Source organism: Corynebacterium sp. (genome assembly GCF_030532195.1).
Classification (GTDB): Bacteria; Actinomycetota; Actinomycetes; order Mycobacteriales; family Mycobacteriaceae; genus Corynebacterium.
This window is the reverse complement of sequence record NZ_JAUNLP010000006.1, coordinates 149,566-162,137: the sequence shown is the minus strand read 5'-3', so window position 1 is coordinate 162,137 and position 12,572 is coordinate 149,566. Positions and strand designations below refer to the sequence as shown.

At 58.5% G+C, this 12,572-nt stretch carries 11 protein-coding genes and 1 tRNA gene; 8 read left to right on the top strand and 4 right to left on the bottom strand.

The window, feature by feature from the left end:
* The first annotated feature begins 16 nt into the window (after nucleotides 1-16).
* From Q4E11_RS08150 to gcvT, 5 genes are all read left to right on the top strand, one after another.
* Nucleotides 17-769, top strand: a complete 753-nt coding sequence (locus Q4E11_RS08150; protein WP_303165054.1) for an enoyl-CoA hydratase — start codon at nucleotides 17-19, stop codon at nucleotides 767-769.
* Nucleotides 770-850: 81 nt separating this feature from the next.
* Nucleotides 851-3,289, top strand: coding sequence for an HAD-IC family P-type ATPase (locus Q4E11_RS08145; protein WP_303165052.1), 2,439 nt, complete (start codon nucleotides 851-853; stop codon nucleotides 3,287-3,289).
* A 238-nt stretch (nucleotides 3,290-3,527) separates the two neighbouring features.
* Nucleotides 3,528-3,905: a DUF485 domain-containing protein gene (locus Q4E11_RS08140; RefSeq protein WP_303165049.1), complete on the top strand. Its 378-nt coding sequence runs from the start codon at nucleotides 3,528-3,530 to the stop codon at nucleotides 3,903-3,905.
* 3 nt (nucleotides 3,906-3,908) lie between these two features.
* Entirely contained in the window at nucleotides 3,909-5,561 is a 1,653-nt protein-coding gene (locus Q4E11_RS08135; protein ID WP_303165047.1) for a cation acetate symporter, read from the top strand.
* 167 nt (nucleotides 5,562-5,728) lie between these two features.
* Entirely contained in the window at nucleotides 5,729-6,901 is a 1,173-nt protein-coding gene (gcvT, locus tag Q4E11_RS08130) for a glycine cleavage system aminomethyltransferase GcvT (protein ID WP_303165045.1), read from the top strand.
* 111 nt (nucleotides 6,902-7,012) lie between these two features.
* Here the strand turns inward: gcvT and Q4E11_RS08125 are convergent, their stop codons facing one another.
* Nucleotides 7,013-7,573, bottom strand: coding sequence for a hypothetical protein (locus tag Q4E11_RS08125; RefSeq protein WP_303165043.1), 561 nt, complete (start codon nucleotides 7,571-7,573; stop codon nucleotides 7,013-7,015).
* A 325-nt stretch (nucleotides 7,574-7,898) separates the two neighbouring features.
* Between Q4E11_RS08125 and Q4E11_RS08120 the strand changes: the two genes are divergently transcribed.
* Nucleotides 7,899-8,432 (top strand): hypothetical protein, encoded by a 534-nt coding sequence (locus tag Q4E11_RS08120; RefSeq protein WP_303165041.1) that lies wholly within the window; start codon nucleotides 7,899-7,901, stop codon nucleotides 8,430-8,432.
* 15 nt (nucleotides 8,433-8,447) lie between these two features.
* Here the strand turns inward: Q4E11_RS08120 and Q4E11_RS08115 are convergent.
* A tRNA-Arg gene (locus tag Q4E11_RS08115) sits at nucleotides 8,448-8,520 on the bottom strand.
* Nucleotides 8,521-8,816: 296 nt separating this feature from the next.
* Between Q4E11_RS08115 and Q4E11_RS08110 the strand changes: the two genes are divergently transcribed.
* Nucleotides 8,817-9,098 (top strand): hypothetical protein, encoded by a 282-nt coding sequence (locus tag Q4E11_RS08110; RefSeq protein ID WP_303165039.1) that lies wholly within the window; start codon nucleotides 8,817-8,819, stop codon nucleotides 9,096-9,098.
* Nucleotides 9,049-9,897: a precorrin-6A synthase (deacetylating) gene (cobF, locus tag Q4E11_RS08105; RefSeq protein WP_303165037.1), complete on the top strand. Its 849-nt coding sequence runs from the start codon at nucleotides 9,049-9,051 to the stop codon at nucleotides 9,895-9,897. The genes Q4E11_RS08110 and cobF overlap by 50 nt, the downstream gene beginning before the upstream one ends.
* Nucleotides 9,898-9,926: 29 nt before the next feature.
* Here the strand turns inward: cobF and Q4E11_RS08100 are convergent, their stop codons facing one another.
* Together Q4E11_RS08100 and Q4E11_RS08095 are read right to left on the bottom strand one after the other, a co-directional pair.
* On the bottom strand, nucleotides 9,927-10,346 hold the full coding sequence (locus Q4E11_RS08100; RefSeq protein WP_303165036.1) for a hypothetical protein: 420 nt from the start codon (nucleotides 10,344-10,346) through the stop codon (nucleotides 9,927-9,929).
* Nucleotides 10,347-10,660: 314 nt separating this feature from the next.
* Nucleotides 10,661-12,448: an acetyl/propionyl/methylcrotonyl-CoA carboxylase subunit alpha gene (locus tag Q4E11_RS08095; RefSeq protein ID WP_303165034.1), complete on the bottom strand. Its 1,788-nt coding sequence runs from the start codon at nucleotides 12,446-12,448 to the stop codon at nucleotides 10,661-10,663.
* Between the last annotated feature and the right edge of the window lie 124 nt (nucleotides 12,449-12,572).

Here is a 12,572-nt window from a genome sequence, read left to right as displayed (position 1 = left end):
GGGGTAGCCTAGAGACATGACGAACCCAGCATCTGAAATCCGCGTCGAGGCTGACGGCGCCATTGTCACTATCACCATTGACCGAGACCACAAGCGCAACTCGCTGACCGCCGATGTCTGCCGCGACATTGCCGATGCGATTGAGGCTGCGGCCGAGGTTCCGGAACGACGAGTGGTACTCCTGCGCGGCGAGGGCCGCGCTTTTTGCGCCGGTGCTGACCTCAGTGGTCAGCATAATGAGGGCTCATTCCACGAGCAGCTGCGTCGGATGCTGCGCACTATTGAAACCAGCCGTCTGGTTGTGATTGCCGATATTCAGGGCCCGGCCATCGGTGCCGGCATGCAGCTGGCCATGGCTGCCGACCTGCGTGTGGTCGGTGAGCGTGGCTGGTTTATGATTCCGCCGGTCAAGCTGGGTATTGCCGTGGATGCCTGGACTATTCGCCGCGTTCGTGTGCTGGTCGGCGGCGCTCGTGCCCGCACCATTTTGTTGGCTGCAGAGCGGATGGACCAGGACGAGGCACAGCGGTGTGGCCTGGCCTCCTATACAGGTGACGCGGATAAGGCTGAGGAGGTCGCGCTCCGTATTGCCAGCTATGCGCCACTGTCGCTGGCTTACCACAAGGCGGTTCTCAACGACGATGAGACGCACAAGCCGCTGAAGGAAGATCAGCAGGCACTTTATGACCAGGTCTGGTCGTCCGAGGATGCTGCTGAGGCATCGAAGGCACGCGCGGAAAAGCGCGAGCCGAACTTTATTGGCAAATAATTTTTAGGTTCGGCAGCCGGCGAGCTACCGGAAACGCCCTGAGATTATTCTCGGGGATAGCAGCGTGAAACAGGAGCCTTCATGGGTTCGTGGGAAACCCCCGACAGCGGTCTTACACAGCAACAAGTTCAGCAGCGCACCAAAGAGGGGCTGGTCAATGAGCTCCCGCCAACCTCAGGGCGCAGTGTGTGGGACATTATCCGCGCCAATGTATTCACGCGTATCAACGGAATCCTCGCCGTCTTATTCGGCGTTGTGGTCTACACCGGCTCAATTGTCAATGGTGCTTTCGGCCTACTGATTATCGCCAACTCGATTGTCGGCATCATCCAGGAGCTGCGTGCCAAGCACACGCTGGACAAACTCTCCATCCTGGGACGCGCCAAGCCCATGGTCATTCGCGATGGGCAACCCGCGAGCGCTATCGACCGCGAATCCGTAGTGCTCGATGACCTCATTGAAGTCGGTCCCGGTGACCAGATTGTGGTCGATGGTGTGCTTCGCTATGCATCCGATGTGTCCGTTGATGAATCCTCGCTGACCGGTGAATCGGACCCCGTCGATAAGCAGGTCGGAGACATGGTTTACTCCGGATCGTCGGTGGTGATGGGGTCTGCGCGGTACCAGGCGACGAAGGTTGGCAAGGATGCCTACGCCGCGAAATTGGCGGCTGAGGCCAATAAATTCACGCTGACGGATTCGCAGCTCTTCCGCGGAATCAACAAGATCCTCAGCTACATCACGTGGATTCTGATTCCAGTCGGTGCGCTGGCAATTTATACGCAGCTCTTTGTCGCTGGCGATGATCTCAACGATGCTCTGCTGGCGATGGTCGCCACCTTGGTGCCCATGGTTCCCGAGGGGCTTGTGCTGATGACCACCATTGCATTTGCGCTCGGTGTCGTCCGCCTTGGACGGCACAATGTGCTGGTCAACGAGCTGCCCGCAATTGAAGGTCTCGCGCGCGTGGACACCGTGTGCGTGGATAAAACCGGCACGCTCACCGAAAACGCAATGGTGCTGGAAGAAATTGACGTGGTTGACGATGGGGTTTCGCGCGCCAATATCGACGCTGCGCTGCTGGACCTCTGCCGACTCGATGAACGCCCCAACGCCACTGCGCGTGCCATCCTTGGCGGGCTCAAAGAGTCCGATACCGGCGAGTCGCGCACGAAGTCAGCTACCCGTCCTTTTACCTCCGCCAATAAGTGGTCGGCGCTGAGCTATCAGGACGGCGAGACGTGGGTTTTCGGCGCACCTGATGTGCTTGCCGACGACTCCGCCGCCGGCATGCAGCGTGCTCAGCAGCTCATGGAGGGCGGAATGCGCGTGCTGTTGTTGGCACGAACTGACAGGGATGCAGATGACCTGCCAGGTGGCGCACTCCGTAAGGCGGACTCGGTGAACTTGAAGCCTGCGGCACTGGTTGTGCTGGGTCAGAAGGTGCGCTCCGATGCGGCCGATACCGTGGCCTACTTCTACGACGAGGGCGTCGGCGTCAAAGTTATCTCCGGTGACAATGATCGCTCGGTCGGTGCGGTGGCTCGCGAACTGAATATGAAGGGCGCGGACGATCCCATTGATGCCTCCACGTTGCCGGTCAGCCGCGACGAGGAAGGTGGGGAGATTCGCGATGAGTTTGCTGAGGCGATTGAGTCTCGGCAGATTTTCGGTCGCGTGACGGCAGAGACCAAGCGTGACATGGTCCATGCACTGCAGTCGCGCGGGCATCATGTGGCGATGACTGGCGATGGCGTCAATGATGTCCTGGCGTTAAAGGCCGCAAACCTCGGTGTGGCAATGGGCGACGGCGCTCCAGCCACGCGGTCGGTCGCACAGTTGGTGCTGCTTGATAACCACTTTTCCGTGATGCCGCACATCGTGGCTGAAGGCCGCCGCGTCATTGGCAGTATCGAGCGGGTGGCCAATCTCTTCTTAACTAAGACCATCTATTCAGTGGTCTTGGCGCTGGCGGTGGGGCTAGCCGCCATGGACTATCCCTTCGAGCCCATCCACGTGACGGTGACCGGTTGGTTCACTATCGGTATTCCGGCCTTTGTGCTTTCTCTGGGGCCAAATCTGGAGCGGGCGCGGGAGGGCTTTGTGCGACGCGTGCTGCGGCTATCGGTGCCCGCCGGCATTACGGTGGGGCTGCTGACATTCCTGTTTTGGATCTGGGCTAACCCCGGAGTCGACGCCAGCGATGCAGCCCGCGGGGAAGCGTCCACGGCCACACTCATTGTGCTGATTATCTCGGCTTTTTGGGTATTGGTGGTTGTGGCGCGGCCGTACACATGGTGGAAAGTATTGCTGCTGGCGGTCTCCGCTGGTGCCTACGTGGTTATCTTTACGGTTCGCCCGGTGGCCTCGGTGCTGTATCTGCACTGGGTTGGGCCAAGTCTGCTTATTCCAGCGGTGATTGTTGGTGCAGTCGGTGCTGCCATTGTGGAAGCGCTGTGGTGGATTCGCAAGAGGAGCTCAGTGGATGAATCCGCTGAGAACTCGAGCGCAACGGCGTAAACGGCGCATAGATGGGGGTAGCCAAAGGGCTATTCATGTGTGCAGGTAAAGGCGTTTTTGGGGGTGCCTTAACGCGGGCTGAGAAGTAGTTAGTCTCGTTTAACTTCTCTGCTAACTGTGTTCCAGGTAACTTTGTTTCAACACATAATCGAAAATGTGGCGCACGGCACACCGCTGGGGTGGCTGTGCTGAAGCTCATTACGAACACCCGCCGAATATTCCTGGAAAGGATAAGCCCGTGTCCGCAACACCAGTGCCAGCAAAACGGCACAAGCCACAAGCAGCTGAGTACCGCTATGTTCAGGACTCAGCGCAGTTTCAACAGCTCCGCTCGACGTTCCGTTCCTTCGCCATCCCAACGACCATTGCTGGCTTGGTGTGGTACATCGCCTTCGTTCTGTTTGCGACCTTCGCGCCGGACGTCATGGCAATCCCAGTGCTGGGCAACATCAACCTCGGTATTGTGCTCGGCCTGCTCCAATTCGTGACCACCTTCGCCATCACCTGGATTTACATCAACTTTGCCAACAAGAAGCTCGAGCCACTGCAGGCAGAGCTGCGTGAAGCAATGGAAAGTGGCGAAATCGCAGAAATCATCTCAAAGAAGGGGGCCTAAAACATGTTGACCAACTTCTTGGCTGCAGATGCCACCGCAGCTGCTGGTAATCCGATTCTCAACATTGCAGTCTTCGTCGCCTTCATTGTGGCGACCATGTACATCGTCACCCGCGTCGGCAAGGGCGGCAACAAGGGCGCATCGGACTTCTACACCGGTGGCGCGCAGTTCTCCGGTACCCAAAATGGTCTCGCCATTGCAGGTGACTACCTCTCCGCCGCATCCTTCCTCGGTATTGTCGGTGCCATCGCACTGACTGGTTACGACGGATTCCTATACTCGATCGGCTTCTTCGTCGCATGGCTGGTAGCGCTGCTGCTGGTCGCAGAGCCGCTGCGAAACGTCGGTAAATTCACCATGGCCGACGTTTTGTCCTTCCGACTCAAGCAGCGCCCGGTGCGTACCGCAGCTGCAATTTCCACGCTGGCAGTGACCCTGTTCTACCTCATCGCACAGATGGCAGGTGCTGGTTCGCTGGTCGCAGTGCTGCTGAACATCCACGACACCACGCAGCAGTCCATCGTTGTCGGTGTCGTCGGCGTCATCATGGTCGCCTACGTTCTCATCGGTGGCATGAAGGGTACGACTTACGTGCAGATGATTAAGGCTGTCCTGCTGGTTGGTGCGGTTATTCTCATGACCGTCATCATCCTGATTGGCGTTAAGGGCAACTTCTCCCAGCTGCTGCAGGATGCCGTTGATACGCACGCTGGTTCTGACTACCTGGCAGAACAGGGCTACGAGGCCTCGGCGATTCTGGAGCCTGGCCTGAAGTACGGTTCCACCTTCGTCAGCCAGTTGGACTTCATCTCCCTGGGCCTGGCACTGGTGCTCGGTGTGGCAGGTCTGCCACACGTGCTCATGCGCTTCTACACGGTGCCAACCGCAAAGGAAGCTCGTAAGTCCGTTACCTGGGCCATCATCCTCATCGGTGGCTTCTACCTGCTGACACTGGTTCTCGGCTACGGTGCCGCAGCACTCGTCGGCCCGGACCGCATCACCGCCGCGCCGGGCGGGGCCAACGCGGCAGCTCCGCTGCTCGCATTCGAAATCGGTGGCTCGGTCTTCATGGCCGTGGTCTCCGCTGTGGCATTCGCAACCGTGCTGGCTGTGGTCGCAGGTCTGGCAATTACCGCTTCCGCGTCCGTCGGTCAGGACCTCTACCAGGCTGTTATCCGCAAGGGGCAGGCAACTGAGGCCGAGCAGGTCCGCGTCTCCCGCATCACCGTGGTTGTCCTGGGCGTTGCCTCAATCATCCTGGGCATCCTGGCAATGGGGCAGAACGTTGCCTTCTTGGTTTCGCTGGCCTTCGCAGTGGCGGCCTCAGCAAACGTGCCGACGATTCTGATGTCCCTGTTCTGGAAGCGCTTCAACACCGCCGGTGCTGTCGCCTCCATGTACACCGGTGTCATCTCTTCACTGGTTCTGATCATCTTCTCCCCGGCAGTCTCCGGCTCTGAGTCCTCGATGATTCCAGCGGTTGACTTTGCGTGGTTCCCGCTGACCTCGCCGGGGCTGGTCTCCATCCCGCTGGCATTCCTGGCAGGCATCATTGCCACCTACATGGGTAAGGCAGACAACCTCGATGACCTGGCAGCCGAGATGGAAGTTCGCTCGCTGACCGGTGTTGGTACTGAGGCTGCAGTCGATCACTAATCGCGAGATTGAATCTTCGTAGTTGAAACCCCGCTGCCGTCACTGGTTGCGGGGTTTTGTTTCACGTTCTTCCCAGGTGTCGCCGTCGTAAAGCAGGGTTTCTGGCTAAGCGATAAGCTAGTGAGGTAAAAGAATCTGCCTTGCTGATTGCAATTAATGGAGAGTGTATGTCTGACAATTCTGGCGCTGATGCGAACAACACCGGCCTTCGTAGTGCCCTGCATGATGAGCATGTGAGCCTTGGTGCGGAAATGCGCAATGTGGGCGGTTACGAGGTGCCATTCCGATACACATCGGAAATTGCAGAGCACAATGCCGTGCGCGAGGCTGTTGGCTTGTTTGACCTGTCGCTGATGGGCATTATCCGTGTCACCGGCGATGATGCCGCATCGTTCCTGGCGCATACGCTGATTTCGGCAATTAAGCCGCTGGCGCTGGGCCGCGCAAAGTACACCATGATTGTGCAGGAAGACGGCGGCATTATTGATGACCTGATTATTTACCGTCTTGGCAGCCATGAATTCATGTTGGTTCAAAATGCGGCGGCAGCAGAGGATGTCTACTCGACGCTGCAGGAACGCATCGGCGGCTACAACGTCGAGGTCGAGCGCATGAATGAGAAGAATGCGCTGCTGGCAATCCAGGGGCCGAAGGCCGCGAAGCTCATGCGCCGTCTGCTGCCGCAGGACCTGCATGCCACGCTCGACGGCATGAATTACTACTCCTGCACCCTGCTGGAAGTTGCAGGTGTGGAGATGATTGTGGCTCGTACCGGCTACACCGGTGAGGACGGCTTCGAGATCTTCCCGCCGATTGACCGCGCAGTCGATGTTTGGCGTGCCATCCTGGCAGCTGGGGGAGAGGTCGAAAGCCCTGAAGACCCAGCTGATGATGGCTCTGACCTCGGGCTGCTGCCATGTGGTCTGGCCTGCCGCGATACGCTGCGTCTGGAAGCCGGCATGCCGCTCTACGGCTACGAACTCACGCGCGACCGCACTCCGCTGGAGGCCGGCCTGGGGTCAATCATGGGCCCGACAAAGGGTCACTTCATCGGCCGCAACGCACTGTTCAACCGCCCGCAGTCGAAGGAACTGTTGGTTGGCCTGCGCCTTTCCGGTAAGGAAGCAGCGCGTCGCGGTAGCAATCTGATTGATGCCGACGGCAATGCAGTTGGTGTGATTACCTCGTCGAAGGTCTCGCCGACTCTTGGCCACCCAATCGCTTTCGCCTATGTCCAGCGTTGGCAGTCTACGAAGGGCACTGAGTTCACCGTCGAAGACACCGATATCAAGGCCACTGTTGTGCCGACACCGTTCTACAACCGTCGTCACCGTAAGTAAAAGCTAAAAACGAAGACCCGCTGCGCTGAAGTTTGCAGCGGGTCTTTCGTGCTCTTTCGGGGGGGGGGATGTCCTGTCGGAGCAGGAGCGTGTCTTACGTCTAGCGATTGGCTAGCGATTGAAGTTCAAAAGGTCGGGCTCATCTACCTGCGAGTTTTCCATCGACTGATTATCGCTGGGCTCACCGGACTCAGAAGGCTGCGGCGGCGTGGTTGATTCCGTCTCAGTTTCCTCAGCCGTCGACGAAGCTGTCTCGCTGTCGGAGGTCTCCGATTCCGACGGAGCCTCGGTCTGGTCCGTGGCTTCTGGCTCCTGCGTTTCCGGCACCGACGTCGTAGGCGCAATCGAAATCCAGACCTCGTCCGACTTTGTGCTTGACGATGTCTCCTCAATCACCGTCCACATCTCAGTCTCGCCGATTTTCGCGCACTCCAAATCCTGACCGTTGGCACTCACACGTACCTCGCCTGCCAGATTCGGGCACGGCTGCCCGATACGCGGCGTGCCGCCCTCCTTGACCTTGGGGCCGACTGTGGTCGGCGTCGTCGGCGTGGTCTGTGAAGTCGGTGTGAAAGTGCTTGACGACGATGCTTGCGTCGGCGCGGCCTCCTGACTATTCGCGCATGCCGTTGCAGTGGCCGTAAAGGTGAGGAAAGCGCAGGTCAGTGCCATGTGGCGTCGATTATTGCGTCGACGAGGTGTGAGCGCAGGGCGCTGGACTGCTTGTAAACGAGTTAGTGCACTCACATTCATCTCACTTTCATAGCCTATTGGCGTGCGAACCAGCACGGAATAAATAGGTTCAGTCAACTGATAACTATACATTCGACTTTTCGGTTTGCATACCGGAAGTTTCTCCATATTTTCGTGCAAGCTTTGCGGAAGCGTCCTGGCACTCGCACCCCGAATGTCGTCGAATGTCGTCGAATGTTGGGAAGAAAGGGATTATAGCGAGGAATCGCCAGAGAAGCGAAACTGCTTTGTTAGTTTGGGCCTTATGAAGATGCGCACGCCAAACGAGTACTCGGTAAAGAGCAACGTCGACCTCGTGGCACGACGGGGCGGCGCGTGGGTGATGGATTCATTCCTCGTGGGTATCTTCGTCGCGCTCATTGTGGCCGTTGGCAAACTCGGCTGGGACGCTGCCGTGGAGCGCTGGTCATGGCCGACCGCGCCGGAATTCCACGTGCTATATAGCCTGGCAGTTCCGCTGGTCTTTTTCTTAGCGCGCACAAACGACGAGGCGCGTGGTGAGCAAACCGTTGGTCAAGGTTTATTTTCACTGCGCGTCGTGTCTGCCGAAGACGTCAACTCTGCAGATATTCTTTCAAAGGAACAGCCGAAGGCGGATATAAAGTACAGAGGTTTACGGGCGGCAGCACGCAACAGTTATCTCTTATTGCTGCTCTTGTCGCTTACTAAATTCGAACCCGTCATGAGAACGATTTTGTTCGTCCTGTTGGTCGGCGTAATCGTTTTCCGAGTCCACCTCTTCGACCTTATGGCAGGCAAACGAGTGGTTGTCGCATGAGCCAGTGAGAAAAAGTGCCCCAGAGAGGAATCGAACCTCCGACACCGGCTTTAGGAGAGCCGTGCTCTATCCACTGAGCTACTAGGGCAGTCATCTTCCATGAACCATGGAAAATTACGTCATAACTCTAACGCATTTGGCTGTGCATACCGCAATCGGGGTCGCAATTCCGCTCCGTTCGATGTGTGAAAGATTTTTCCGGGCGGCATCGTATCGCCACCGGCAAACCCGCAGAGCAGTCACCATTACCCCCGTGTGTTTTCCACTCGGCGGCGCATGGGCAAATCTGGCTAACATGGTTTATAACGAGCGACTTTTCTGCGCCTGCTGTCGCAACGGCGCTGCTTTTATTTTTGGGTCGCTGTTATGGAGGAGGATGACAATATGATTAAGCCGACTTTCACGGATGTCAACGGTGTCAAGATTAAGTGCTCGATGACCACGGATTCGGATCAGCCACACCTGCTGGTCTCGCGTATGGAGGATGACGGCACGCTGACTCCGATTCTGGAGATGAACGTGTACGACTCCAAGTACATGGCCAATGCTTGTGAGATTTACTTGAAGCAGGCTGCGTCGGCAAACCTGTCCGGTTCGATGGCCGGCCTGTCTCCGGATGAGATGGCTGAGCAGTTCGGCTACGAGGGAGATCCGACCAATCACTAGTCACAGCGACACGGCTCGCAGTCAGTCCGAGAGCGCTGAATACAGCGGGTCAGTCAATGTAGACGTCATCGGAATAGGCGCCGGTAGCCCGAGTCACATCACACTCGAGGCTATCGGCGCTCTTGCCGATGTTGACGTTGTTTTTGCTCTCGACAAAGGCGATGCCAAAGCGGACTTGTTGGCCGCGCGACAGGCGATCGTCGATAAGCACGCGCCTCACGTAGAACTCGTCGCCGTGCCTGATCCGCCGCGCGACCGCACGCCGGACAACTACGGAGCGGTCGTTCGTGACTGGCATCAGCGCCGTGCCGAGCTGCTTGCCGACGCATTCGTTACCCACCTTGGTCGGGAAGGCAAGCGCCGTGGTGCGTTCCTGGTCTGGGGCGACCCCTCCTTGTATGACTCGACGTTGCGTATTCTGCAACGCGTGCGCGACCTCGGCCTGGAGGTGCACTCCAAGGTCATCCCGAGTGTGACAGCGATTTCGGCGCTGACAGCGGCGCACGGCGAATGTCTGAATCAGATTGGCAAGCCCGTACTGATTACTACCGGCAGGAAGCTGGGCGAGCGTGTCCCCGGTACTGATGCGGTGGTCATGCTCGATGGCGGTGCCGCCTGGCTGGAGCACGCAGACCCGGAGGAGGAGATTCTCTGGGGTGCGTACTTAGGCACGGAGATGGAGACACTTCGTCGTGGTCGCGTTGCTGAAGTCGGCGGGGAAATCGCAGAGTTGAAGAAGAAGCTGCGTGCGGAGCATGGGTGGATTATGGATATCTACCTGCTGCGCTCCGGCGCGTAGGCTCGCTGGTGCTTACGCGCTAGTCGAGGCTAGTCGACCTTTTTACCCAAGAAGCCCTCTGCCCAACGGTGGAGGGCTTTTTCGGCGGCTTCGACGCCGTCAGCGACGGTTACTTTAGTGAGGACTTGATCGTCGTTAGGCAGCACTCGCGATGGATTGCCAACGGGGCGGACCTCGATGCTGACGCTGTCGTCGCCGGTTGGCGTGACGGTTGCGAGGGCAAGCATCTCGACGTTTGTTTGCTCAGCAACCGCGAAACGGTACGCGGTGTCATTTTCCCAGTCAGCGGTCGAGTCGGTGAGGAATTCGGCGACGGAGCTGGGAGAGTTGGTGGAGTCGGGCGCGAGTTCTTTGAGGAGCTCGGTTGCGACGGGGGCATCATCGACGCGGGAATCGTGACGCAGGGGCCGGCAGTAGAAGCGGCCAGCATTTACTTCCATGGGTTCCATACTGTCCACTCTAGACATTCCTGAACAGTGTTTAAGTTTGTGGGGGAGTGGGCTGGTTGTGGAGCAGCGTTTGAGCGGGTTTTGGATGGGGGGGGATTAGCCTGTGTGAAGTGGGATAACCGTTAACCTTGGCCGCACAAGCTGTGGAGTCTGGCCCCTGCAGTTCGGTGAGGCCAAACCCCGCACCTCCGCGCACCAGTGCACCAAGCCTCTCAATAACAATAAACACATGCGAAAGCGGGGCCGACTGCGAATAACATCGCGAGCCGACCCCGCCGTCAGGAGAAGGTGAAACTTCCTATCTCAGTTAAGAACTACTTCAGTTCCATCAGGACATCGCCCTTGCCGACACCCGAGCCAGCCTCGGCAGCCAGGCCGGTGACAACGCCGTCCTTGTGAGCCTTGACCGGGTTCTCCATCTTCATGGCCTCGAGAACAACCACGGTGTCACCCTCGGAGACTTCCTGGCCCTCTTCGACGTTGACCTTGATGACGGTGCCCTGCATCGGAGCAACCACTGCGTCACCGGAAGCAACCTTCTTGGAGCCACCAGCGCGCTTCTTCTTGGACTTCTTCTTGGCGCCACCATTGCCGCCGCCCAGAGCCAGGTCGCCCGGCAGGGCTACCTCAACGCGGCGACCGTCGATTTCAACGACAACCTTCTGAGCCGGAACGGTGTCGGTGTCAGCGTCCGAGTCACCATCGTACGGAGGAATCGGGTTGTCCCACTCCTCTTCAATCCACTTGGTGTAGACATCGAACTTCTCGCCGTCGCCGATAAATGCTGGGTTCTCAACGATGTGGCGGTGGAACGGAATGACCGTTGCCAGACCCTCAACCTGGTACTCGGACAGAGCACGAGCGGAGCGACGAAGGGCCTCTTCACGGGTCTCGCCCCAGACGATCAGCTTGGCCAGCATGGAGTCGAACTGACCGCCGATGACGTCGCCCTCCTTGATGCCGGTGTCCATGCGGACGCCCGGGCCGGACGGCTCGACGTACTTGGTGATGGTGCCCGGAGCTGGCATGAAGTTGGAGCCAGCGTCCTCGCCGTTGATGCGGAACTCGAAAGCGTGGCCGTGCATCTCCGGGTCTTCCTTGATGGACAGCTCGTGGCCCTCAGCGATGCGGAACTGCTCGCGAACCAGGTCCATGCCGGTGACCTCTTCGGTGACTGGGTGCTCAACCTGCAGACGGGTGTTGACCTCGAGGAAGTTAATCAGGCCGTCAGCGCCAACCAGGTACTCAACGGTGCCGGCACCGTAGTAGCCAGCCTCGCGGCAGATGTCCTTAGCGGACTGGCGCAGACGCTGATCCTGCTCTGGGGTCAGGTACGGAGCTGGTGCTTCCTCAACGAGCTTCTGGAAACGACGCTGCAGGGAGCAGTCACGGGTGGAGGCGACAACAACGTTGCCGTGCTTATCGGCCAGAACCTGGCACTCGACGTGGCGAGCCTTGTCCAGGTAGCGCTCCACGAAGCACTCACCGCGACCGAAGGCTGCGACAGCCTCACGGGTAGCGGACTCGTAGAGGTCCGCGACCTCTTCCATCTTGTGAGCGACCTTCATACCGCGGCCGCCACCACCGAATGCAGCCTTAATAGCAATTGGCAGACCGTGCTCCTTAGCGAAAGCAACGACCTCGTCAGCGTCCTTAACTGGCTCCTTGGTGCCCGGAGCCATCGGAGCGTTGGCCTTCAGAGCGATGTGGCGTGCGGTGACCTTGTCACCGAGTGCGCGAATGGACTCCGGCGACGGGCCAATCCAAATCAGGCCAGCATTTTCGACTGCCTCTGCGAAGTCGCCGTTTTCCGACAGGAAGCCGTAGCCCGGGTGGATAGCGTTAGCGCCGGACTTCTTCGCAGCGTCCAGAATCTTGTCAATAACGAGGTAGGACTCAGCAGAAGTGGTGCCGCCGAGAGCGAAGGCCTCATCAGCCATGGTCACGAAAGGAGCGTCGGCGTCCGGCTCAGCATAAACGGCGACGGAAGGAATACCGGCGTCCTTCGCAGCGCGAATAACGCGAACGGCAATCTCGCCGCGGTTGGCGACGAGAACCTTCGTGATTTTTTGAGTGGTCTGCTCGGACACGAAATCCTCCATTTTTCGTGGACACCCCGCAGTATTCTTCAACGGGGCATAAATTGCGACAATCGTTTCATAGGTCCGCACAGGTGCAAGCAGTAGCTAACAGCGTGTGACCCAATGCCTCCATTGTGACACAGGT

Excerpts from the sequence above, each read along its gene's own strand:
- Q4E11_RS08150 (WP_303165054.1), top strand. The coding sequence starts at position 17 with ATGACGAACCCAGCATCTGAAATCCGCGTCGAGGCTGACGGCGCCATT.
- Q4E11_RS08145 (WP_303165052.1), top strand. The coding sequence starts at position 851 with ATGGGTTCGTGGGAAACCCCCGACAGCGGTCTTACACAGCAACAAGTT.
- Q4E11_RS08135 (WP_303165047.1), top strand. The coding sequence starts at position 3,909 with ATGTTGACCAACTTCTTGGCTGCAGATGCCACCGCAGCTGCTGGTAAT.
- gcvT (WP_303165045.1), top strand. The coding sequence starts at position 5,729 with ATGTCTGACAATTCTGGCGCTGATGCGAACAACACCGGCCTTCGTAGT.
- Q4E11_RS08125 (WP_303165043.1), bottom strand. The coding sequence starts at position 7,573 with ATGGCACTGACCTGCGCTTTCCTCACCTTTACGGCCACTGCAACGGCA.
- Q4E11_RS08120 (WP_303165041.1), top strand. The coding sequence starts at position 7,899 with ATGAAGATGCGCACGCCAAACGAGTACTCGGTAAAGAGCAACGTCGAC.
- Q4E11_RS08110 (WP_303165039.1), top strand. The coding sequence starts at position 8,817 with ATGATTAAGCCGACTTTCACGGATGTCAACGGTGTCAAGATTAAGTGC.
- cobF (WP_303165037.1), top strand. The coding sequence starts at position 9,049 with ATGAGATGGCTGAGCAGTTCGGCTACGAGGGAGATCCGACCAATCACT.
- Q4E11_RS08100 (WP_303165036.1), bottom strand. The coding sequence starts at position 10,346 with ATGGAACCCATGGAAGTAAATGCTGGCCGCTTCTACTGCCGGCCCCTG.
- Q4E11_RS08095 (WP_303165034.1), bottom strand. The coding sequence starts at position 12,448 with ATGGAGGATTTCGTGTCCGAGCAGACCACTCAAAAAATCACGAAGGTT.